This is a genomic window from Streptomyces acidicola (genome assembly GCF_009377235.1).
Taxonomy (GTDB): domain Bacteria; phylum Actinomycetota; class Actinomycetes; order Streptomycetales; family Streptomycetaceae; genus Streptomyces; species Streptomyces acidicola.
The window spans coordinates 37,297-60,008 of the sequence record NZ_VMNX01000010.1 but is presented as its reverse complement, the minus strand read 5'-3'; the positions used below and the strand labels follow the sequence as shown (position 1 = coordinate 60,008).

Sequence of the window (22,712 nt, the reverse complement as noted above, 5' to 3'; positions counted from 1 at the left end):
GGCCGTTGTTCACGGGTGTGTCAGCTCCGATTCCGTCTCGTTGAGCATGCGGCGCAGAGCCCGCTTGTCGATCTTCGTGGTGGACATCGGCCAGCCGCCGGGTTCGATGAAGCGGACAGCGCGTGGAATCTTGAAACGGGCGATACGGCCCCGGCAGAACTCCATCAGTTCCTCCGGGGTGACCGTGTACCCGTCGCGGACCTCGACGAAGGCCACCGGCACTTCGTCGAGCCGGGGATCGGGGGCGCCGACCACTTCGACGCACCGCACCGCCGGGTGCCGGGCGAGGAAGGACTCGATTTCGAGGGCGGCGACGTTCTCGCCGCCGACTTTCAGCATGTCCTTGAGCCGGCCGTGGAATGCCACCTGGCCCTGGGGAGTCCAGCTGTAGAGGTCGCCGGTGTGCAGCCAGCGGCCTTCGTCGAAGGCGGCCGCAGTCGCCTCCGGATCGTGGTAATACCCGTCGGTGACGCAGAAGCCACGGACCAGTAGCTCGCCGATCACGCCGACTTCGGCGCCCTCTCCGGTCTCCAGGTCGATAATGCGGATCTCCATTCCGGAGTAGGGTCTGCCCTGTGCCGTGGCGCGCGTTTCGATCGAGTCGGTCCGGTCGCTGAGCGCATAGATGCCGGCCGTCTCGGTCATGCCGCACGCCGCGATGAGTTCGGCCTCGGGCAGGGCGGACTGCACGCGTTCCAGAAGGACGCTGGGGCCGATCAGGAACATCGATCGCAATGCCCGGAGCTCCGTCGGGTCGAATGCGGGATGGTCGAGCAGCGGCTGAATGATTGCCGGAAACCAGGGAAAGGCGACGGTGGCGCCCTCGCGAACCAGCAGATCCCGGGCCCTGCCGGGTTCGTAGTGGACATCGGTGAGAAATGTCCCGCCGTCGCCGATCGACCCGAGGAAAGGCGACAGGGCGGCGATATGGAAAAGCGGTCCGGCGGCCCAGGTGACATCGTGGTCACCGGTGCCGAGCCGGAAACGGGCCCGTTCCACCGGGCCGCGGGTCATGGCCTCGTGGGACAGCAGACAGCCCTTGGGGTTCGCGGTCGTGCCGGATGTGTAGAGAAGCGCCGCGATATCGCGGACGCGGACGCGGCGCCGCAGTTCGAGAATCCTTCGCGGATCGACGTCCGCGGCGAGTCGGTCGAACGCGGCGCGGTCGAGGAATCCAGCCCGGTCCGCACCGCAGAGCAGCACCGCCGCGCGCAGCCCGCGAGCCTCGGGCAGGCTCAGCCGGGTCGGGACCTTCGCGGTGGCCAGTGACGGCAGGGCTTCCTTGAGTACCGCCGCGAAGTCGACGTACTGGTCGGCGCCGGCGGTGGTCAGCACTGCGACGAGATCGCTGTTGTCGATGATGTAAGCGAGTTCGGTGGCCTTGTGGCGGGCGTTGAGCGGAACGACCACCCCACCGATCAGCGAGATGGCGAACAGCCCTTCGGCGAACTCGACGCCATTCGACGCGAGTAGCCCCACATGCTGTCCGGGGCGGATACCGAGCGCGACCAGTCCTCGTGCGGTCCGCTCGGCACGCTCGTACAACTCGGCGTAGGTGTACCGCACACCGGGAAGCACCAGCGCGTCGCGCCCGGGGTGCCGATGGGCAGCCCTCACCAGAAGGTCGCCGACGCACAACACCTCGGTCCACCGAACATTCTCCGTCATGCCGATCTCCGCCCGTCGATGTCGCCCAAACTCTGCCTTATGCTCGGGCTGTTCTGATTCATTCCGCCCGGACCCCCGATGAACGCACTCCTGGCGGTGGTAGGCTCCGCGTTATGAGTCCGCCCGCCAAACGCACCCCGAAAACGTCGCACAGCGGTCTGAGTAAGCGTCGGCAGAGCGCTCAAGTAGAAGGCGGCGCCGCATACTTGGCGAAACGTGGAGAATTGCTGCAAATCGCCGGTGACGTGTTCAAGGAAAAAGGTTACGAGGCTGCGACGCTCAGTGACATCGCCGCCCGTTTCGGCACCGACCGTGCGGCCATCTACTACTACTTCTCAGGCAAGGAAGAGCTGTTCCAGGAGGTCTTCCAGGCCACCGCGAAAAAGGTGCTGGACGAGAATCTTGCCGAGGCCGTCCGGATCGCGGACATGGATATGGATGCCCATCGGAAGCTGCGCCTCCTCATCGAGTTGCAGATTACTTCGTATGTGGCGAACTACCCCTATGTGTATGTCTACATCCAGGAAGACATGGGGAAGGTTGCATTCCAGTCGACGCCGTGGGCACGTGAAATGGCGCGGAAGACCCGCCGATTTGAATCGATTGTCACGGACATCATCACCTCGGGGGTGCGGGAGGGGACTTTCCGGGAGGACCTGGCCGTGCCCTTGGTGGTGAAAGCACTCTTCGGAATGGTGAACTGGACCCACCGCTGGTTCAAGCCGGGCGACCGGAAATATACGCTGGAGCAGACCGTCGAGACCTTCTCGGCCGTCTTCTTCGACGGTCTGCGGCGCGGCGAGCCGTGACCTTCCGGCCGGCTACCGGGGGAGATCGGCCGACACCGGCTTCTGCCCCGGCCAGCGGGAACGCAGTTCGGCGGTGAGCGACGTGGCGACGTCCTCCCACGGCCCGACATGGAGGACGGCCAGCTCGCGGCGCTTGATCTGCCACCCCGCGTCCGCACGCACATAGTCGTCCAGGTAGCGCACCGCGCCGTAGACCGTGGTCCCGCCGCGTGCCAGCTCCAGGTGGGCGCCGACGACACCGTCCGCGTGGTCGTCGTCGTGGAAGGTGAGGAGCGTGAAGTTCTGGGTGTGGACCGTGACCCCCATGGTGGCCCGGTCCTCCTTGATGAAGCGCACGATCGACTCGCGGTCCGAGCCGCCCGAGAAACCGCCGCCCATGAGGAATTCGGCATCCGGCGCGAACGTCGATCCGAGGGTCTCCAGGTCGTTGTCGTCGGCCGCGAGGAAGTAGCGGATCACCAGGTCCTCGATGGCGGCACGGTCCTCCAGCCTGCGGATGCGGGAATCCAGATCACTCATCTCCACACCTTTCCGTGAGCGGTTCCATGACGGTCAGCGGCCCTGCCACCGGGGAGCGCGCCGCTCGGCGAAGGCGGCACGGCCTTCCAGGCGGTCCTTGGTGGAGGCGTAGGCCTCGATGGGTTCGTAGCGGGTCGCCAGGGCGACTTCCAGCGGCCAGCCCACCCGGGAGAGGACCGCTTCCTTCGCTGCCTGCACTGCCAGCGGCGAGGCGGCCGTGATCTTCTGGGCCCAGCGATCGGCGGCTTCCGCGAGGTCCGGGTAGCCGACGACCTCGTTGACCAGACCGTAGCGTTCGGCCGCCGCGGCCGGGATGCGCTCGCCGGTGAGGATCATGGCCAGGGCGATGTGGTGGGGAAGCTGGCGGATGGCCCGGTGCATGATGCCGGCTTCGCCGATGATGCCTACCTTGGTCTCCGGCATGCCGAACTGGGCCGTGTCGGCCGCGACGATGACGTCCGCGCACATGGCCAGTTCGAACCCACCGCCGATGACGTAGCCCTGCACGGCCGCGACCAGCGGCTTGCGCAGCGTCAGCAGCGGACCGCCGACGCCGGTGAGGCCCCCGCCGAGGGCCATGCGCCGGCTCGGGCCCTCGGCGGCCCCGCTGACGTCCCCGCCGGCGCAGAACGCCTTCTCGCCGGTGGCGGACAGGACCGCGACCCAGATGTCAGGATCGTTGTTGATCTCCGTCCAGGCGTCCAACAGCGCGTCGTCCATCTGCGGGGTGATCGCGTTGAGCGCCTTGGGACGGTCCAGGACCACCCGCGCGACATGGCCGTCCTTCACGAACTCGACTCCGGAACTCACGGTGCGTCCTTTCCGATGGGTTCGGGTGTGGCCTGGGGGTCGCGCCGGAAGGAGGCGATGGCCTCCTTGAGTCCGACCTCGCCGATCCAGGCGCGCATCTGGGCCACCGACGGGGACAGGTGCAGCAGGGCGTCCATCTCGGGGACGCCGGCCGCGGCGGTGCGTACGCCCATGGCCTCCATGGCCCGGTTGACCGAGAGCTTCTTGACGCGCAGCACGTCCGAGGGGATGCGCGCGATACGGGCGGCCATCGTCTCCACGGTCGGGATCAACTCCTCCTCGGGCACCGAGTGGTTGGCCCATCCCCAGGTGACCGCCGTCTTTCCGTCGATCGTGTTGCCGGGGACGAAGGCAAGTTCCTTGGCGCGTTTGGGGCCGACGAGCGGTGCCCACAGCGGGGCGATGTAGCCGCCGCCCAGCGGGAGCGCGGGCTCGCCGATGCTGGCGTCGTCGGTGACGACGGTGATGTCGGTGAACACGCACAGCTGGCTCGCGCCGGCCAGGCAGTAGCCGTGCACCGCGGCGATCACCGGCTTCGGGTGGTCCCAGATCGCCAGGTAGCGGTTGACGTTGTGCGCCAGCCGTTCGCGGTCGGCGACCGGGTCCGGCGCGGCCACGGTCCTGCCGACCTGCTCGATGTCGTATCCGGAGCAGAACCCCCTGCCCGCGCCGCGGATGGCTAGGACCGGGCCACCGGTGCGGGCCAGTCTGTCCAGGGCGTCGGAGAACTCGTCCAGCATCTCGTTCGACAGAGCGTTGGCCTTCTCGGGCCGGTCGAGAATGATCCAGCTCACCGGGCCGCGGTGCTCCACCCGGATGTTGCGGTAGCCCGGCACACCGCCCGCACCGCCCGCGCCGCCCGCGCCGCCCGCGCCGCCCGCGCCGCCCGCGCCGCCCGCGCCGCCCGCGCCGCCCGCGCCGCCCGCGCCGTCCTCGCCGCCCGCGCCGGACGCGGGAGGCCCCGTGCCGCCCGGCTCCGACGAGGCCGTCACGAGACCGCCCGGCCGATCGGGATCTGCTTCTTTACGTGGAAGTCCACCACGCCGGACGCCCGCAGCTCGCGCCTGGCGAAGCGCCAGCCCTTCTCCGTACGGACCAACTCGTCGTGGTACTGGCCGAAGAAGTGCCCGTCCGGGCGGTCCCTGGTGTACCTGTGCCAGGCGTGGAGCACCGACCGCACGGTCGCGGTGGTCCGGTCCGGGCCGAAGTCGACCACGATGTTCGACACATGGTGGCTGGTCGCGGCGAAGAAGCTGCCGATCCCGCCCAGGGTTTCGCGGTACGCAGCACGCCCCTCGGCACCGAAGCCCGGTCCGTAGGAGACGTAGCAGTCCTCGGTGAACAGGCCCGCGATCTCGTCCGGATGGTTCATGTCGAGGTGGTAGGCGTAGTCGAACAGCAGCCGGTGGATCTTCTCCGTCTCCACCAGATCGGCCAGCGCGGCCGTCGCCTCGTCCTGTTGCGTCATCTGCGTCATCCTCCAGATCGCCCGGTTGCTCTCGCACGGGCGGGTCGGGTCGGAGTGTCGGAGTGAGGGAGTTGTGAGGGAGGACCAGGAGCCGCCTGACGGGTCCCGGCTCGTCCTCGGTCACTCTGCCGCCGCCTTGCCGGAACGGCGTGCCGTGGATGCTATCTACGTCCATGTAAACGGTCAACGCTTTCGGCGCACTGCTGGAGAAGCCTGTGAGCTGCGGTAGAGCAACTTCAAGATCAATTTACGATAGTGTTGACGGTTTACGTTGGTGTAGATAGCTTGGCGATACCGCACACAGTCGGCGTTGCCTGAAGCCACCGACTCCTTCACTCGAATCCCGCGGAACGCCAGGAACCCTCCACGTGGGCCGGCGGGTGGCGAAGGGCCTGCGGAGTACCCACCTCACAGAAGAGGGGCACAGGGTGGATCTGGAACCCAACACCGGAAACTCGGAGCTGCTGAAGCGCGCTTACGGGTGCTTCCCCAGCGGTGTCACGGCCATCTGCGCGATGGAGGGTGACAAGCCGGTCGGTATCGCGGCGAGTTCGTTCACCTCGGTCTCCCTGGAGCCCAGCCTGGCGGCGGTGTGCGTGCAGAACACCTCGACCACCTGGCCGCGACTGCGCGGACTGCGCCGACTCGGCGTCAGCATGCTCGCCCAGGACCAGAACGAGACCTGCCGCACCCTCGCCCAGAAGACCGGGGACCGGTTCGCGCGGGTCGAGTGGAGCAGCAACACCGACGGTGCGGTGTTCGTCCACGGCGCGGTGGCCTGGTTCGACTGCACCGTCCACCAGGAGTTTCCGGCCGGGGACCACGCGATCGTCCTGCTGGCCATCCACGCCCTGCGCGCCGAGCCCGAGCGTGCGCCGCTGGTCTTCCACGGCAGCCGCTTCCGGCAGCTCGTCGCCGTGTGAGCCCGGGTGGATGCCATCGCCCGCCACGAGAGACACAAGGAGACGGACCGGTGAAATTCCACCTCATGCAGACCGGCGTGATCGGTCGGCGCCACGAACTCGAGCAGGGCATGGCGGGGCAGCGCCCTGACCTGTACCAGCGGTACCTCGAAGAGGTGAAGGGCTATGTCCGGCTCGCCGACGAACTGGGCTACGCCAGCTACTGCTCGCCCGAGCATCACCTGCAGATCGAAGGCTTCGAGATCACCAACCACCCTGGTATGTGGGGGCTCTTCGTCGGGTCGCACGCCAAGCGCATGAGTGCCGGGATCCTGGGATACGTCCTGCCCACGCACAACCCGGTCCGGGTGGCCGAGGAGATCGCGACGCTCGACCACATCCTCCAGGGGCGGCTCATCGTCGGCTTCACCCGCGGCTACCACGCGCGCTGGGTGGACTCCTACGCCGCGATCCGCGGCATCGGCGCGACCAACGTCCAGCACGCCAAGGCCCGCGACGATCAGGATGCCACCAACCGGGAGATCTTCGAGGAGTCCGTCCAGGTACTGAAGAAGGCGTGGGAGAACGAACTCTTCAGCCACAAGGGCAAGTACTGGCAGTTCCCCCCGGAGGGCGGCTCGGCCGGCCACCCCGGGTACAAGGAATTCGGCAGAGGCATGGACGAGAACGGCATCGTCCAGGAAATCGGAATCGCCCCGCGCCCCTTCCAGAACCCGCACCCAAAGGTCTACGGTGCCTTCGCCTACAGCATGCGAACCGTTGACATGTGGGCCCGCGAGGGCGGAAAGCAAGTTGTTTTCGCCACAGATCTCGACTTCTGCGAGGCGCTGTGGAAGCGTTATTCCGAGACGGCGAAGAAGGCCGGGCGCGACGTGCCCCGCGAGGAAATCGGGGCCTGGGGCGGCTTTCTCATCCTGACCGATGACAAGGAGCAGGCCGCCCAACTGGAGGCCGAGCACCGGTGGTTCTGGGACAAGTGGTTCATCCCCCACGGTCAGCAGTTCCCCAATGTGCTCATCGGCACCGCGGATGACATCTCCCGGCAGATCGAGCAGGCCCACGACCGCCTGGGATTCAACGAGTGCTTCCTCATGTTCGGCCAGGGACACCTGGAACCGGGCCGCAACAACGACGAACTGATCCGGTTCGCCGAGGAAGTCGCCCCTCGATTCTCGAGCAAGGACAGTGAGGGAACGCTGGTCTAGCGGAAAGAGCGTCCGCCATGATCGGAAACCAGACTCTTCCGCGTGCAGGACAACTGTGGTCAAGCGCAGAACCATGCCTTGGACGAGGCCGGGTTCGCGGGTTCAAAGGAGAGCAGCAGACCATGAAGAGCGGCATCTTCAACGTTCCGTATATGCGCCCCGAGCGCACGCCCCGCGAGGTATTCGACTACTCGGTTCTCATGGCCCGGGAGGCCGACCAAGCCGGCTTCACCGACTTCATGATAGGTGAGCACGCCACTCAGGGCTGGGAGAGCGTGCCGAACCCGGAAATCGTCATCGGCGCCTGTGCCCGGGAGACCGAACGGATTCGCTTTGCCCCGATGGCGCATCTCCTGGGGCTGCACCAGCCCGGCTCCCTGGCCATCCAGGTCGGCTGGCTCTCACGGGTCCTGAAGGGCCGTTACTTCCTCGGGATAGGTCCCGGAGCCTATCCGCGCGACGCCATCATCCGGGGACAGGCGGCCGACCTGTCCGAGGCCCGTCCCCGCCGGGACGAGGCGTTGGAGATCATGCGCAAGGTCTGGAAGCGCGAGCCGTTCCACTATGAGGGCCGGTTCTTCACCGGCGGCTTCCCCGAGGAGGAGCCCTCGGCCGAGGACGGCCACCAGGAGCACGTCATGCCGGACTTCTCCCCGTGGGGCGGACCGGAGGCCCTGGAGATCGCGGTGACGGCGCTGTCGTACAACTCGTCGTCGATGCGCTATGCCGGGGAGAACGGCTTCTCGCCCATCTCGTTCTTCGGCGGCGTCGACGTGGCCCGCTCGCACTGGGACACGTACGCCGAGGGCGCGGCGGCAAACGGCCACCCGCTGGACCGCGAGCGGTTCCGCATCTGCCGGGACGTCCTTGTCGCGGACACCGACAAGGAGGCCAGGAAGCGTGCCATCAACGGCGGCCTCGGCCACTGCTGGGAGAAATACCTCGTGCCGATCTACCAGCGGTTCGGGATTCTCCAGGGGTACATCGACGACTCGGGCACCGGCATAGACGTGGCGGACGTCGACATGGACTTCATCGCCGAGCACGTGTGGCTGTGCGGGTCTCCCGAAACGGTCATCCGCAAGATCGAGGAGATGAACGAGCGGATCGGCGGCTTCGGCGAGATCGTCCTGAACACCCAGGACTACATCGACGATCCGACGCCGTGGATCGAGTCCATGCACCGGATCGCCAAGGAGGTCGTGCCCTGCGTCCGCCCCGTCGGTACGGCAGCCACGGCCTGACGTCATCACCGGCCGGCGCATCGGCGTCGACAGCGGCATCACCCATGTCGCCAACCGCCGCACGGGTGATGCCGCCCGCAAGGGGATCTCGGCGTCCGCACCGCGCTTGAGAGGGATCGCTTCAGAGGGAGCGCTTCTGAGCGATGACGAGCGATGGGGACACGGCGATGAGGACACGCAACCAGCGCGAGGAGACGGAAGAGCACATGCAACTCGCAGGCAAACGCATCATCGTCACCGGCGGTGCACAGGGCATCGGGGAAGCCGTGGTCCGCGCCTACGCGTCCGAGGGCGCCACCGTGACGTCCCTCGACATCAACGAGGAAACCGGCCTCAAGGTGGCCGAAGAAGCCGCCAAGGCCGGTCCCGGATCGGTCACCTTCTCACGCGCCGACGTCGGCGACCGCGAGGAGGTGAACTCCGTCTTCGCCCAGGCGTCCGCCCGCATGGGCGGGCTCGACGTCCTCGTCAATGTGGCGGGCATCCAGCGCCACGCCCCCGCCCATGACGTTCCGCAGGACCTACTGGAGACCATCTTCCACATCAACTTCTTCGGCACCGTTCACACCAACGCGGCGGCCTTCTCCCTGATGAAGGAGACCGGCTCGGGCGCGATCATCAACTTCGGCTCGGAATCGGGCCTGACCGCGGAGCGGAACAACGCGGTCTACGGCGCCACCAAGGCCGCGGTACACACCTGGACCCGCAGCGTCGCCCGCGACTGGGGCCCCGCTGGAATCCGGGTCAACGCCGTCCTTCCGTATGTGGTCACCCCCATGTACGAGAAGTTCCGCGAAGCGCTCTCGCCCGAGGCGCTTGCAGCGCACGACAAGGAGACGGCGGAGCAGATCCCGCTCGGAGGCAGGTTCGGCGACCCGGCGAAGGACCTGGCGCCGGTCCTGGTCTTCCTCGCCGGCGACGCGTCCCATTTCATCACCGGCCAGCTCATCCCGGTGGACGGCGGTCTGATCTCGGTCCGCTGAGTTCTGTGAGTGCGGCTGCGTGGCGGCTCACCGACGTGGCCCCTGCCGGTCCAGCCACCCCTGGAGCACGTCGCACAGCGGCGCGAGATCCGCCTCAAGTTCGAGCAGCAGTTCGGAGACAGGCTTCGAGGAGGTCTGCCAGCCGCGGAGGGTGGCGAGGTAAGCGGCCTGGACAGCGCCACCGATGCTCGCCGGCACCAGGCCGCGCTCGCTCACGCCCAGACGCCCGGCCACGTATTCGCTGACCGCATCGGCCCAACTGGTCCACTGGGTCGACCCCTCGGGCCTGAGCTCGGGGGAACCGTCGAGAATGATGAAGCGTTTCATCCAGATTCCACGCTCGTCGATGGAAGCGCGCAAGGCGTCCACGACGCATGTCCGGACCACTGTCATGGCCGGCTCGGACGAGTCCGCCTCCGCCAGCAGTCGGCGCAGGTGGCGCGTGTGTGTGTCGAAGGCGTACCAGATGATCTCCGACTTCGACGCGAAGTAGCGGAAGAACGTCGTCTTGCTGACGCCGCAGGCCTCGATGATCGTCGCGAGGCTGGTCCCGGAGTAGCCGTGTTCCAGGAACAGTTCGATCGCCACCGCCTCGACCTTCTCGCGCGAGGACAGCGGCGGTCGTCCCCGGGGTCGCCTGGCTTGGGTCATGTCAGCGCGTCCTCACCACTCGGATGAATTTCGGAACCAAGTACCATTATTGTCTGACCAGGGTGGACGGCTCGGGCGCGGCGGCCGGGTCCGGCAGTCTTCCGCCGTCCAAGGAGGTACGCGGGAATGGCACAGGAACTCACCGGCAAGGTCGCCGTCGTCACCGGAGGGGTGAGCGGCATCGGCCGTGGCATCGTGGACGTCTTCCTGGAGGAGGGCGCGCGGATCGTCGTCGGCGACATCGACGACGAGGCCGGTCACGCCCTGCACAAGGAACTCGGTGACGACGTCACCTTCCAGCACACCGACGTCACGGTGGCGGCCGACGTGGAGGCGCTCATCGCCCGCGCCGTGAGTCAGTACGGCGGGCTGAATGTCATGGTGAACAACGCCGGAGCCCTCGGTGAGCAGAGCGGGCTCCTCGACCTCGACCCCGACGGCTTCACCCGGACCACCGACCTTCTGCTCCGTTCCGTGGTCCTGGGCCACACGTACGCAGGCCGCCGGATGAAGGAGCAGGGCACCGGAGGCAGCATCGTCTCCATGTCGAGCATCGCCGGTATCCAGGCCGGCCTGTCCTCGGTGTCGTACGACGCGGCCAAGGCCGGAGTGCTTCAGGTCGCCCGGACCGCCACCCACGAACTGGCCCCCTACAAGATCCGCTCCAACGTCATCATGCCGGGCCTCATCCTCACACCGATCATGGCGAAGGGGACCGACCTCGATCCCTCGCAGTACCCGGCGTTCGTCGAAGCACTCAAGGAGCCGCTCGGGGAACTGCACCCGATCGGCCGCGGTGGTCTGCCCCGCGACCTGGCCAACGCCGCCCTGTTCTTCGCCGGCGACCGCTCCGCGTTCATCACCGGCCAGCACATCGCCGTCGACGGCGGCATCACCTCCGTCTCCCACCTCGACATGGGCGCCGTCGTCGGGAAGGCGTTCACCGCCATGGGTGTCACCGGCGTCGACCCCAACTTCTCCGCCGCCGCCAAGCACGACTCCGCGTAACCGGAACGAGCGGCCGGAGACCAGCACAAGGTTCACCGGTCCTCGGCGGTCGAACCGTCACAGAGGACCGGTGGACGAGAAGGGAACGCATATGAAGGCGTGGCAGTTCACGGCGGTCGGGAAGCCCCTCACCCGCAACGACATCCCGGAACCCGAAGCGGGCACGGGGGAGATCGTGATCGACGTGAAGGCGGTCGGTCTGTGCCACAGTGACGTCGGATTCCTCGACGGCACTCTGACCTCCCTGCTGCCCTTCCGCCCGATCACCCTCGGGCACGAGATCGCGGGCGTCGTCGCTTCCACCGGTCCCGGTGCCCGTCGCTTCGCCGTCGGCGACAGAGTCGCCGTGCCCGCCGCGATCGAAGGCCCGGGCACCTCGTCGAACGGCGGCTTCCAGCCCAAGGTCGCGGTACGCGAGAACCTGGCGATCCCGCTGCCTGACGGCATCGCGTGGGATCAGGCGGCCGCCGCGACCGACGCGGGGCTCACCTCCTACCACGCCATGATCGTGCAGGGAGCTGTGACGGCCGGCACCAAGGTGGGTGTCATCGGATTCGGCGGGCTGGGCTCGCTGGGTGCTCAGATAGCCCTCGCCGTCGGTGCCGAAGTCTTCGTGGTCGAGAAGAACGAGAAGGTGCACGCGTTCGCCCGTGAACTCGGAGTCACGGACGTCGCGGCGGACATGGCCGCATTCGCCGACAAGAAGCTCGATGTCATCGTGGACTTCGCCGGATTCGGCACCACGACCAACGCGGCGGTGGAAGCCGTACGGCGCGACGGACGCGTCGTGCTGGTGGGTCTGGGCGTCGGCGAAGGCACCATCAACCTTCAGGCACTCACTCTCAATCAGGTCATGCTCACCGGCTCCCAGGCGGGTACCCCCGAGGACTGCCAAGCGGTCCTCCAGCTCATCGCCGACGGCAAGGTCACGTCCCGCATCACTCACATCGGCTTCGACCAGATCGGCGACGGCATCGGCAAGCTCGAACGCGGAGAGGTCATCGGCCGACTCGTCGTCCTGTACGACTGAGCGCCACACGCTCCCTTCCCAACCTTCAGGTGACCGCTGACCGGAGCGCTTCCCTCCCGGATTCAGAACGGTTGAGGTTGCCGACGCGGCGCCGATAGCGGCTTTGGCCGGCCTGTTCGGAGTCCACGCCGAGGGCCTCGGCGATCCGGCGAGCATCAGGCCGCCCTCGGCTGCGTCGACGGCCGCACGGGCGGCGCGGACCAGGCTGAGGGCATCGGCGAGGTCCTCGGGCCGGTGTTCCGGTTCGGACTGGTAGATCGCCTCGTGAAGGACCTGGCGCATCGTGTAGCCGGCCACGGCATCCAAGAGCGGCTGGATGGACGCCTCGGGGCGGCGCTGGACTTCTTCCGCCAGCCGGTCGGTGTAGCGCGTACACCTCGCCCCGGAGGCCGGAATCGTCCGCCGCAGGTCGCGATGATCACGGTAGAGGCTCCGCCGCAGTAAATCCGGCATTTGCCGCGACAGATGAAGCCTGATCGAAGACAGTCCTTCACTGACGGCGGGACATTGACAGCATCACACTGTGCTTCGAGGCTCGCGGCCCCGCCAAAGCGGCGCGGACGGCAAGCCGCTGCTGACGTTCCGGCGGGCTGCCGGGCGGGGTCCTCCGCCACCGGGAGGCGATGGGCGCGGCGCTGACGGCGGCTAGGATGGTCCATTACGCCACCCAGTGGTGGCACCGCTCGTACGCCGCCGTCCACAGGCCCGTGAACAGAGAAGGTGCGGCATGACGGGCAGCCGTCCTGTGATCAGCTCGGACGACCGCCGGGCCGGCACCCCCGTTGTGGCCGAGGCCCTGCGGATCACCGGCCGCAATCGGCGCCCCGTGTTCGGCTCCGCCGTCCTGGCCGGCGCGGCGGCGCTGCTTGTCGGAGGGGGGATCGTGGCAGGTGCGTTCGCCGCGTCGTGGGGCCTCTTCCTGGAAGCCAGAAGAGCCGCCGAGCTCGCCATCGAATACGAGGACTCCTACGTCGCGTACGCCGACCAGTGGGACAGCCTCGTCAAGGTCGCGTTCTGCGTGTACCCGCTGCTGCTCCTCGTCGCCATGGTCTCGATCGCCTGGCTGCTCACCGCCCAGGCCGTCACCGTCGCGTACGAGCGGGAACGCGCGGCGGCGGGCACGGGCGCTGCCACGGCCCCCGGTGCTCTGTCCCTTCGCGCGCTGTGGCGCCGCTCCCGTCCGCACCTCGGGGCCGCCCTCCGCGTCCAGTTGCTGACCCTGGTGTGCGCCCTCGTCCCGGGACTGGCGGGCCTGCTCGTCCTGGTTGTCGTCGAGTTGGAGATGGTGCCCGGGGTCGTGTGGCCCACGTACCATGATCCCGCGACCGTGCAGTTCATCCTGGTGGGCCGGATCCTGCCCGTCGTGATCTGGGCGCTCGGGTTCGTCCTCCTGGCCCGCTTCTCACTGGCCACCACCGTACGGGTGGCGGACAACTCCTCGGCGACGGCAGCGATGCGCCGTTCCTGGACTCTGACCCGTACTGCACGTCTGCGCACCACCGGGATCTTCCTGCTGAGTACGGTCGCGGTCGCCGTCGCCTTCATGGTGCTGAAGTGGCTCGGGACGTACGTGGCGCACTGGGCGGGGCTGCTCATGCTGGCCACCACCGGAGACAACGTGTGGGTTACCGGCGTCCTCGTCATCATCACCCCGGTTGCGGTAGCGCTCGTGCTTCTGCCCTTGGCGCTGGCGCCGATGGGTGTCCTGCTCGCGTGCCAGCGCGAGCGGCTCGACGGCGGCACGGGAGAGGCCCGGGTGCCGTCCGGTGCCCCGATCGGGTAAAGCCTCGGCTCGGCCGGCTCGATGTCCTCGTGCCGCAGGCCCAGGGCCTCGCCGATCCGCAGCCCGGTGTCCAGCAGCAGCGCGCCCGTGGCGGGCTGACCGCACTGTACGTGAAGATCGACGACGAGATCGGAGGAGGGTGTTCAGGGCTGTCGTCACACACGGATCTTGGACACCCTCGCCCCTTTGACGGGCCGAAACTTCGGATTAACTCGTCCGGTGTCCAGGCAAGGCTACCGGGCCGCCATGGGCCGTTCCAGGAGAGCGCGGGCGGAGTGCGCGTGTCGGCTCGCCGTTCCAGTGTGGCGGCCTGACCGCGAAGCGGTGCGGTGAGGGAAACCCGACTGACCGGGCCGGTGCCCAGCGCGGTGAACTTGTTGATCAGCAGGTGAGGATTGGCGGTGTCGGGCCAGAGCGGGCGGCGAAAGTCCAACCACTCGCGGGCGACGTGCAGGGTGAGGTCGTCCAAGCGCCGGACACGGCCGTCGATCGTGAGCTTCCGGTTGCCGATGTCGAGGTCGTCGAGCTGGAGACGGCGGATCGCGCGGGACCGGGTGGCATGCACTGAGGCGAGAGCAAGGACCAGGTGGTCGGCAGGCGTGGTGACGATGGTGACCGAGTTCGCGATGTGCTCAGGCTCCAGGGGCAGGAGGATGCCGTACTCACGTTGGCCGACACGGATGCGGCTGGTCGGGTTCTTGAAGATGGTGCCGTTCTTCTTCGCCTTGCCGAATAATGACCGCAGCGCGATCAGCGTGTACTGCCGCTGCCAGCCGTGCAGGGCATCGAGTTGGGCGAGAACATTGTCACGGGGTCACCTGGGCCGTGTCGGTGGACTCCTCCATCGTGCGGGCTCACCAGCACGCGGCCGGAGCCCGCAAAAAGGGGCCCCGGCCGGCGAACCCGCCGACCACGCCATCGGCACGTCCGGCGGCGGGCTGACCACCAAGATCCACCTCGCGGCCTATGCCCGCTGCCGGCCCCTGGCGTTCGTCCTTACCGCCGGGAAAGCGGGTGACGCACCCGCCTTCACCGCCGTCATGACCCGCCAGCGCGTTCCCCGGCAACGGGGCCGTCCGCGCACCAGACCGGACGTGGTCCTGGCGGACAGGGCCTACTCGTCCCGCGCGATCCGCGACCATCGGCGCAAGCGCGGCATCCGGACAGTGATTCCGATCCCGGCGGACCAGCGCGGCCACCGCCTCCGACGGGGCAGTCGGGGCGGCAGGCCGCCGGCCTTCGATCGTGAGATCTACAAGCAGCGCAACACCGTCGAACGGTGCATCAACCGCCTGAAGCAGTGGCGAGGCATCGCGACCCGCTACCAGAAGACCGCGACCGTCTACCTGGCGGGACTCCACATCGCAGGCGTCTTCCTATGGTCCGCCCGGTGATCCAAACGAAAGCCCCTAGCCGACGAAATACGTCGGGTTCGGGAGCTTGTAGGTGCGGGCGGCGTGGCCGCCGTCCAGGTCTGAGTACTGGTCGCCGAAGTTGGCGATGATCTCGTAGCCGAGGTCCTTCTCGATGTGCTGGCGGGTGCCGGACTTGTACTGCACGGTCGTGCAGGTCCAGGAGCCGGGCGTGGCACAGGACTTGAGGTACGCCGGGGGCTTGGCCGCGTCCTTCAGGTACATGTGGCCCGCGCCGAGGTTCACGTCGACGCCGATCTTCTTCAGGTTCTCGACGGCGGCCGGGCGCTGCGCCTCGGTCAGACCCGAGTTGTAGAAGACCTCGACGCCCTTCTTCTGGGCGTAGCGGACGAGGTCGGCGCTGCCGAAGACGCTCGGCCGGTCGGCGCGGTTGATGTAGTCCGCCCAGGACGCCGAGTTGTACGTGTAGTTGTAGCGCTTCTCGTAGTCGAGGCTCAGCAGCAGCGTGTCGTCGATGTCGAAGACGACCGCGGGCTTCTGGTGCTTCTGCTTCGCCTTGGTGGCCGCCTGGTCGACGTACTTCTTGGCGTCGGCGTCGATCTTCGCGAGGTCCTTGGCGTACGGGCTGGTCGGCGACGCCTGGTACACGCCGGCGCTGTCCGTCGTGATGCCGTAGTAGGTGTCGATGTCCTTCACCAGCAGCCCGATGTTGTAGGGCTCCTTGGTGGAGTTGGCCGTCGACTGTCCGGCGGTGGCCGCACCGGCACCGAACAGGGCGCCACCGGCGACGGCGCAGGCGCCGATCAGCGCGGCGGCTCTGAGGGACGTACGCATCCGCATGGGTTCTCCGAGTCTGCTTTTCGCGGTATGTGCAATCGATGCACGTTCATACAGGTCACGCACTGTCTACGCGCATCACACCCGAAAGGCGACCCTCTTGACCGGATTTATAGGAACCCGCCGTGAGTCCGTGTTCGCCGCGCCGCACGAAGTTAATCTGGGCTACTTCAGGGTGACCGGCGGGTGACGTCTGCCCGAGGAGTCACCCGTTCCGGATCAGGCCCGGGTGATCTTCCGGCCCGGCATCGGCTCCGCGAGTGCCGTCCGCCACGCGGGCGCGCCGAACCCGTCCGCGAAGTACTGCGTCTCGTGCGCTACTTGCCCGTCGGTGAACTCCATAACGCTCACCGAGTAGGTGGGCACCCCGTCGTAGCTGATCACGCACTCGCTCACCCACAGATCCCCGCCGCCGACGATCCGCCGCACCGTGAAATGCCGGTCGGCGGGGTGCCCGCCACGCTGCGCCGCGATCGCCGCGCGGCCCCGGAAGCGTTCGCCCGACTGCGGGTAGTCGAGGATCGCGTCCGGGGCGTAGACGGCGTGCTCGGCCTCGGTGTCCCCGCGCTCGGACGCCCGCCAGTGCTCCTCGATCGCGGCCCTGGTCCGGATGTCGGCGTCCATCGCGTAGTTCCTCCGGGCGGGGCGAGGCGATCGGGAGGTCAGCGTAGACCGCCGCACCCGGTGCGCCCGGTGGCGGCGGACCGGCGATTCGCGACGTCACACCCTGTCGGCCGACACCGGACGCGAGCCGTCGGTCAGCGCGGGACGCCGCGTGCCCGCCGGGCGACCCGCCGGGGGGCGAAGCGGGCGGCCAGCGTCGAGTCCGCCGTCCCCGTCACGAGACCGGCGATCAGCCGCCCGGTGGCGGGGGCCAGCATGAGGCCGAGCATGTTGTGCCCCGTCGCGAGGAAGACACCCGGCCGCCCCGGGACCGGGCCGATCAGGGGCAGCCCGTCGGGTGTCATGGGGCGCGGGCCCATCCACTCCTGCTCCCGCCGCTCCCACTCCGCGCCGGGCAGATACGGACGGGCGGCACGGGCGATGGCGTCGACCCGGCGCTGCCGGAACCGGTCCGGGTCCCGGTCGAACTCCATGGTCCCGGCGACCCGCACCCGCTTGCCGAGCGGGGTGAGCACGGCCTTGGCCGAGCCCAGGTGGACCAGGCGCGCCGGCGGTTCGTCGGCCGGGACCGCGAAGCTGTACCCCTTGCCCGCCACCAGGTCGACGTCCACGCCGAGTCCGCGCAGATGCTCACGCGACCACACCCCGGCGGCGATGACGACGACATCGGCGCCGTACGTCCCCGCGCTGGTCCGCACTTCGGTCCGGCCCCCGGCCCGGTGCACGGCGGTGACGCGGGCGCCCTCGACCAGGGTGGCCCCGTCGGCCCGCAGCCGCCGCGCGAGGGAGTCGACGAAGCGCGTGGGGTCGAGCGACCACTGGTGCTCGACGACGAAACCGGCTCGGGCGGCGGGCCCGAGCGCGGGTTCGAGGTCGGCCAGGGCAAGCGCGGTGAGCGGTGGTCCGGCGGTGACGGGAGCCCCCAGCCTGCGGAGCGCGGCGAGCCCGTGCTCGGCCTCCTCGTACGACGGGTAGGCGAACAGGAAACCGTTCTTGGCGGCCTCGCCATGCACGCCGAGGGCTTCCAGCTCCTCGAAGAGGGCGAAGGTGCCCTCGGCGAGCGCGGCGAGGGACGCGGCGCCCGCGGTGTAGTGGCGGGTGGTGCTGTGCAGCCCGAGGCGGGCCAGGAAACCCCACAGCCGCGCGCTCGGCACCGGGTTGATCCACAGCGGGCTCGCGGGACGGAGCATTCCGGCGACGGCCTTGACCGTGAGTCCCGGCGAGCCGAGCGGTTCCACGATGTCGGGGCAGACCTCACCGGCGTTGCCCCGGGAGGCCCCGCTGCCGAGCCGGTCCCGCTCCAGGACGGTGACCTTGAGCCCGGCCCGGCCGAGCTCGTGGGCGCAGGCCAGGCCGATGACTCCACCGCCGACGACGAGCGCGGTCGAGGGGCGGGACGGCGACAGGGGGGACGTGGCGCTCACGAGGGCTCCCTCACCGGGGCGTCGGGGCTGGTCGTGCCGGAATCCGGGGTGGCGGCGGACGGGTCGGCCGGCGCCCGGTCCGAACTGGTCTCGGCGAGGCTCCTGCCGCTGGTCTCGGGCGCGAGCCGGAACGAGACGAACCAGCCGACGCCGCAGATGAGGGCGCCGAGGAACATGGCGAGCCGGGTGCTGTGGCCGAGGACGACGGGGGCGCCCCAGGTGCCGATCGCGGCGCCGATACGGCTCGCACCCGTGGCGAAGCCGTTGGCGGTGGCCCGGATCGAGGTCGGGAACAGCTCGGACGGATAGATCGCCTGGAGGCACTGGCTGGAGAAGGAGGCGAGGCCGAAGAGGGCGAAGAGGACGAGGACCGCGGAGGGGGAGGGCTCGGCGAGGAGCGAGAGCACCAGCAGGGGCACCGCCGCGAGCGCGAAGCTCCACAACAGCAGCGGCCTGCGGCCCCGGTTGATGAAGAGGATCCCGGACAGGGAGCCGAGTACGAAGAAGATCTGGAGCGCGACGGAGCCCAGATAGGCGCTGTCACCGTGGTCGAGGCCGAGGGAGGCGAGGATGGTCGGCTCGTAGGTGGTGATCGCGTAGATGGGTAGGAGCTGGCAAGCCCAGAAGACACCGATGAACAGGGTCCTGCGCCCGTACTCGCCGCGGAAGATGTCCGTGTACCTGCGGACGCCCCCGCTGTCGGCCTCGGCCTCCAGGTCGTGCAGGTCGGCGTCCGGGCCCAGCATGTGGCGGACCACCTGGCGGGCCTCGTCGGTGCGGCCCTTGCTCATCAGCCAGCGGGGGGACTCGGGGGTGCCGAAGCGCAGCAGCAGGATCAGGGCCGCGGGGACGGCGCTGCTGGCGAGCATCCAGCGCCAGTCGTCATGGCCGGAGGTCATCATCAGCCAGCCGACGACGTACGCCGCCGCCGCGCCCACCGACCACATGGTCACCATGACGACGAGCAGCGGACCGCGCGACCTGCGGGGCGCGAACTCGGAGGCGATGGTGCCCGCGATGGCGAAGTCGGCGCCGATCGCGATGCCCATCGCGAACCGCAGCACGGTCAGGGTCCACGGGTCCGACACGAAGAACTGGCCGACCGACAGGAGGATGAACGCGGCGATGTCGGCGAGATAGACCTTCTGCCGTCCGACCTTGTCCGTGACGTAGCCGAAGACGAGGCCGCCGACGAACATGCCGATGAGCGACGCGGACCCGATCAGCCCCGACATGGCTCCGCCGAGGGCGAAGTCGCTGGTGACCAGCGGCAGCGCGACGCCGATGATGCTGAGGATGTATCCGTCGCAGAACTCGCCGCCGCCCGCGTAGAGCGTGACGAGCCAGTGTGTTCGGTTGGGGCGTGAGTTCTCCAGTGATGCGGGCATGCCGTCTCCTGGGGCAGAAGCGGTGAGCGGGACCGGGGTGCAAGGTCACCCGTTGCTGGACGAAGGTAGAGAGCGGCTGTCGGCCCGTCACCGTACGAAGCGTACGAACCCTGTTCCCTCCCGCGTCTGTCGGTTGTACCTTCCGCACATGCGCCGTCAGGACCCGCCGCCGTCCGTCCTCACCCCCGAGCTGGCCCAGGAGATCGCCTGCGACATCGGGCGGATCACCGGCTTCAACGTGCTCATCACCGACCGCTCGGCAGTGGTCATCGGATGCGGTGACCGCGAGCGCCTGGGCACCGTCCACGAGGCGTCGTACGACGTGCTGCGCACCCGCAAGGCGGCCACGCACACGGCCCGCCAGGCACGGGAGTTCACCGGGGTGCGGCCCGGTATGAGCCTGCCGATCATCGTGGGCGCGCAGGCCGTCGGCACGGTGTGCCTGACCGGCGAGCCCGACGAGGTAAGGCGCTTCGGGCTCGTCGTGCGGCGCCAGACCGAGATCCTGCTCACCGAGGCGCAGTTGCTGCGCTCCCGGATGCTGCACGAGCGGGCCGTCGACGACCATCTGCGGGACATCGCGCTGTACGACCCGGAGGCCGTGGACGCCGACACGGTCGAGGGGCGGGCCCGGGAACTGGGCCTCGATCCCTCCGTACCGCGCACGGCTGTGCTCCTCGACGTGCCGCTGGGCTCCGGCGACGCCGTCACGGTCTCGCGGATGTCGCTGCTGCGTACGGTGCGGGAGGTCTTCCCGGGCGGGCAGGACGTGGCCGGGGAACTCACGGCGGGCCGTTACCTCGTGCTGCGCGCGGCGGACGGCCGGCGCGCTCCCCTCGCCGCCCGTTGCGAGGCGCTGGTCGACCTCGTCGGCGAACGCCACGGGCTGGCGGCCCGCGTGGCGCTGGCCGAGCCCGGGTCGGGTGTCGCGGGGATGCACGCCTCGTACCAGGACGCGGCGGCCACCCTGCGGATCGGGCCCGTGCTCGACCCGGGCTCCCGGGTCTTCGCCGCGCACGACCTGCGCGTCCCGCACCTGGTCGCGTCGGCGGTCCGCCACGACCGGACCCGCTACGCCGACGCGCTGCTGGGGGAGTTGCGGTCCCGCCCCGACTGGCCCGACCTGCGGGCGACGCTGGTGGCGTGGCCGGAGTGCGGCTTCCACCTCGTCCGCACGGCCGACCGCCTACAGATCCACCGCAACACCCTCGTCCACCGCCTGGCCCGTCTCACGGAACTGTCGGGCCAGGACATCCGCCATCCGAAGACGGCGATGGCGCTGTACCTGGCCTGTTTGGCGGATCTGCTGACGCCGGGGGGTGTGCCGGGGGTGCGGTGAAGGGAGGTTTCGGCCGATGCGCGTGCGCCGCTTCAACTGACCCTGGGTATTCAGCGGAATTGGGCGATCTGACGCCCCGATAGCAGAAAGGTGCCGCTGACCTGCAAGGATGCGAGTGTCTAGATCGTATCCGGCACAGAAGTCAGGGCACCTTTCTGGTGGTTGAGCGTACAGGGTGGGACCGTCGGCTGTCGGTGGTGGCTGACGGGAAGAGGCTGATCGGGCATGCCGGGGCGGTGCTGCTGCGCCGGTGCGCGGACCGCACAGGGCTCACCGGGGCGCTGGCGAAGGTGCTGCCGTCCAGCACGGCGGCCGGCTGGCGGGACCGCGCCGGGGTGCTGGTGCACCTCGCGATCACGATCGTGCTGGGTGCGTCGAACCTGTCGGATGCCGAGCAACTCCAGTTGCATCACCGGCCGTTGTTCGGGCCCGCGGCCTCGGACTCCACCGCTCGCCGCACGCTGGCCGAGCTCGACGAGGCCACCCTGGCGAAGATCGCAAAGGTGCGGGCGAGGGTGCGCCGGCAGGTGTGGAGCCTGCTGCATCTGCGGCCGGGCGGCTTCCCCTGGCTGGTCGTGGCTGGCAAGCGGCTGACCGGGTGGATCGTCATCGACATCGACGCCACCGTCATCACCGCCGCGTCCAAGAAGGCCGGGGCAGCGGTCACCTTCAAAAAGACGTTCGGGTTTCATCCGCTGGCCGCGTGGTGCGCGAACACCACCGAATCGCTGGCGATGCTCCTGCGGCCGGGGAATTCAGGAGCGAACACGGTGGCCGACCACATCCGCGTGCTCACGGACGCCCTCGCCCAGATTCCAGGCTCCTCGGCAGCGAAGATCCTCATCCGGGTGGACGGAGCCGGGGCCACTCACGGGCTGCTGGAACACCTCGAAGCGCTGAACACCACGCGGCGCACGGTGCGCTACACGGTCGGCTGGAAGATCACCGAAGACGACGAGAAGGCCATCGCAAAGCTGCCCGACAGTGCCTGGGAGACCTCCCTGCACCAGGACGGCAGCCTCCAAGAGGGCTACTTCGTTGCCGAGTTGACCGGGCTGAACACCCGCGCGGGCTGGCCGGAGGGCATGCGGCTGATCGTACGCCGCGTGAAGCCCACCCGTCGGCACCTGAAGAAACTGACCGCCTTCGAGAAGAAGACGGGCTGGCGGTAGTGCATCACTGCCACCAATATCCGTCACATGTGGGGCATCGCCGGCTCGGGCCACAGCCAGTTCCTGGACGTATTGCACCGCTCGCATGCCGGGGTGGAGGACCGGGTCCGCACCAACAAGGCGATGGGTCTGGGCAACCTGCCCTCCGCCTCGTGGGAGGTCAACCGCGGGTGGATGCTCGCCGCGAACCTCGCCGCCGATCTCGACGCATGGCTGCGGCTGCTGGCCCTGCACGACATCGACGACCTGGCCGACGCCGAACCGGACACCATGCGCTTCCGCCTCTACCACCTGCCCGCCCGCCTCGCCGACCACGCCCGACGCCGATGGCTGCGGATCGAAGTCACCTGGCCCTGGGCGGCAGCATTCACCACCTGCTGGCAGCGACTCACCGCCCTCCCAGCCGTCACCTGACGACCGGCCGCCAGCCCCGACGAAGACCAGGAAGGAGCAG

General features: G+C 68.8%; 19 protein-coding genes and 2 pseudogenes. 11 read left to right on the top strand and 10 right to left on the bottom strand.

Going from position 1 to position 22,712, the window contains the following annotated elements:
• Positions 1–9: 9 nt before the first annotated feature.
• Positions 10–1,668, bottom strand: a complete 1,659-nt coding sequence (locus tag FPZ41_RS05990) for a class I adenylate-forming enzyme family protein (protein ID WP_152859828.1) — start codon at positions 1,666–1,668, stop codon at positions 10–12.
• Positions 1,669–1,781: 113 nt separating this feature from the next.
• On the opposite strand from FPZ41_RS05990, the gene FPZ41_RS05985 reads away from it, so the two are divergent.
• Positions 1,782–2,477, top strand: coding sequence for a TetR/AcrR family transcriptional regulator (locus tag FPZ41_RS05985; RefSeq protein ID WP_152859826.1), 696 nt, complete (start codon positions 1,782–1,784; stop codon positions 2,475–2,477).
• A gap of 12 nt (positions 2,478–2,489) precedes the next feature.
• On the opposite strand, the gene FPZ41_RS05980 is transcribed toward FPZ41_RS05985, so the two are convergent.
• Genes FPZ41_RS05980 through FPZ41_RS46880 form a run of 4 tightly spaced genes read right to left on the bottom strand, consistent with a single transcriptional unit; the run spans position 2,490 to position 5,274 of the window.
• A complete protein-coding gene (locus FPZ41_RS05980) occupies positions 2,490–2,996 on the bottom strand; it encodes a nuclear transport factor 2 family protein (protein WP_152859824.1) in 507 nt (168 codons plus the stop codon).
• A 33-nt stretch (positions 2,997–3,029) separates the two neighbouring features.
• Entirely contained in the window at positions 3,030–3,806 is a 777-nt protein-coding gene (locus FPZ41_RS05975; RefSeq protein WP_322619868.1) for an enoyl-CoA hydratase-related protein, read from the bottom strand.
• Positions 3,803–4,798, bottom strand: coding sequence for an enoyl-CoA hydratase-related protein (locus FPZ41_RS05970; RefSeq protein WP_322619867.1), 996 nt, complete (start codon positions 4,796–4,798; stop codon positions 3,803–3,805). Before FPZ41_RS05970 ends, FPZ41_RS05975 begins: the two co-directional genes overlap by 4 nt.
• The gene (locus tag FPZ41_RS46880; RefSeq protein WP_194236000.1) at positions 4,795–5,274 is read right to left on the bottom strand and encodes a nuclear transport factor 2 family protein; all 480 of its coding nucleotides are present in this window, start codon (positions 5,272–5,274) and stop codon (positions 4,795–4,797) included. Before FPZ41_RS46880 ends, FPZ41_RS05970 begins: the two co-directional genes overlap by 4 nt.
• 428 nt (positions 5,275–5,702) lie before the next feature.
• Between FPZ41_RS46880 and FPZ41_RS05965 the strand changes: the two genes are divergently transcribed.
• The 4 genes from FPZ41_RS05965 to FPZ41_RS05950 all read left to right on the top strand — a co-directional run bounded on the left by FPZ41_RS05965 (position 5,703) and on the right by FPZ41_RS05950 (position 9,629).
• Complete coding sequence (locus FPZ41_RS05965; protein WP_322619866.1) at positions 5,703–6,197, top strand: flavin reductase family protein; 495 nt, start codon at positions 5,703–5,705, stop codon at positions 6,195–6,197.
• Positions 6,198–6,247: 50 nt separating this feature from the next.
• Entirely contained in the window at positions 6,248–7,402 is a 1,155-nt protein-coding gene (locus FPZ41_RS05960; RefSeq protein WP_322619865.1) for an LLM class flavin-dependent oxidoreductase, read from the top strand.
• Between the two features lie 122 nt (positions 7,403–7,524).
• Positions 7,525–8,646, top strand: a complete 1,122-nt coding sequence (locus tag FPZ41_RS05955) for an LLM class flavin-dependent oxidoreductase (RefSeq protein WP_152859820.1) — start codon at positions 7,525–7,527, stop codon at positions 8,644–8,646.
• Positions 8,647–8,813: 167 nt separating this feature from the next.
• The gene (locus tag FPZ41_RS05950) at positions 8,814–9,629 is read left to right on the top strand and encodes an SDR family NAD(P)-dependent oxidoreductase (protein ID WP_228022500.1); all 816 of its coding nucleotides are present in this window, start codon (positions 8,814–8,816) and stop codon (positions 9,627–9,629) included.
• A 27-nt stretch (positions 9,630–9,656) separates the two neighbouring features.
• Here the strand turns inward: FPZ41_RS05950 and FPZ41_RS05945 are convergent, their stop codons facing one another.
• Complete coding sequence (locus FPZ41_RS05945) at positions 9,657–10,280, bottom strand: acyl-CoA-like ligand-binding transcription factor (protein ID WP_152859818.1); 624 nt, start codon at positions 10,278–10,280, stop codon at positions 9,657–9,659.
• A 126-nt stretch (positions 10,281–10,406) separates the two neighbouring features.
• Here FPZ41_RS05945 and FPZ41_RS05940 point away from each other — a divergent pair, with 126 nt between their 5' ends.
• The 4 genes and pseudogenes from FPZ41_RS05940 to FPZ41_RS05925 all read left to right on the top strand — a co-directional run.
• Positions 10,407–11,288, top strand: a complete 882-nt coding sequence (locus tag FPZ41_RS05940) for an SDR family NAD(P)-dependent oxidoreductase (protein WP_152859816.1) — start codon at positions 10,407–10,409, stop codon at positions 11,286–11,288.
• Positions 11,289–11,358: 70 nt separating this feature from the next.
• Positions 11,359–12,318, top strand: coding sequence for a zinc-binding dehydrogenase (locus FPZ41_RS05935; protein WP_322619864.1), 960 nt, complete (start codon positions 11,359–11,361; stop codon positions 12,316–12,318).
• Between the two features lie 727 nt (positions 12,319–13,045).
• A complete protein-coding gene (locus tag FPZ41_RS05930; RefSeq protein WP_152859814.1) occupies positions 13,046–14,101 on the top strand; it encodes a hypothetical protein in 1,056 nt (351 codons plus the stop codon).
• A gap of 813 nt (positions 14,102–14,914) precedes the next feature.
• A pseudogene (locus FPZ41_RS05925) lies at positions 14,915–15,495 on the top strand (IS5 family transposase); the annotation flags it as partial.
• Between the two features lie 15 nt (positions 15,496–15,510).
• On the opposite strand, the gene FPZ41_RS05920 reads toward FPZ41_RS05925, so the two are convergent.
• The 4 genes from FPZ41_RS05920 to FPZ41_RS05905 form a co-directional block, all read right to left on the bottom strand.
• A complete protein-coding gene (locus FPZ41_RS05920) occupies positions 15,511–16,308 on the bottom strand; it encodes an HAD family acid phosphatase (protein ID WP_152859860.1) in 798 nt (265 codons plus the stop codon).
• A gap of 222 nt (positions 16,309–16,530) precedes the next feature.
• Positions 16,531–16,935: a nuclear transport factor 2 family protein gene (locus FPZ41_RS05915; RefSeq protein WP_152859812.1), complete on the bottom strand. Its 405-nt coding sequence runs from the start codon at positions 16,933–16,935 to the stop codon at positions 16,531–16,533.
• Between the two features lie 134 nt (positions 16,936–17,069).
• Positions 17,070–18,359 (bottom strand): NAD(P)/FAD-dependent oxidoreductase, encoded by a 1,290-nt coding sequence (locus FPZ41_RS05910; protein WP_152859810.1) that lies wholly within the window; start codon positions 18,357–18,359, stop codon positions 17,070–17,072.
• Complete coding sequence (locus tag FPZ41_RS05905; RefSeq protein WP_152859808.1) at positions 18,356–19,747, bottom strand: MFS transporter; 1,392 nt, start codon at positions 19,745–19,747, stop codon at positions 18,356–18,358. The genes FPZ41_RS05910 and FPZ41_RS05905 overlap by 4 nt, the downstream gene beginning before the upstream one ends.
• A gap of 148 nt (positions 19,748–19,895) precedes the next feature.
• Here FPZ41_RS05905 and FPZ41_RS05900 point away from each other — a divergent pair, with 148 nt between their 5' ends.
• Positions 19,896–21,086, top strand: coding sequence for a CdaR family transcriptional regulator (locus tag FPZ41_RS05900; RefSeq protein WP_152859806.1), 1,191 nt, complete (start codon positions 19,896–19,898; stop codon positions 21,084–21,086).
• A gap of 158 nt (positions 21,087–21,244) precedes the next feature.
• Positions 21,245–22,672, top strand: a pseudogene (locus FPZ41_RS05895) (IS1380 family transposase).
• The last annotated feature ends 40 nt before the right edge of the window (positions 22,673–22,712 follow it).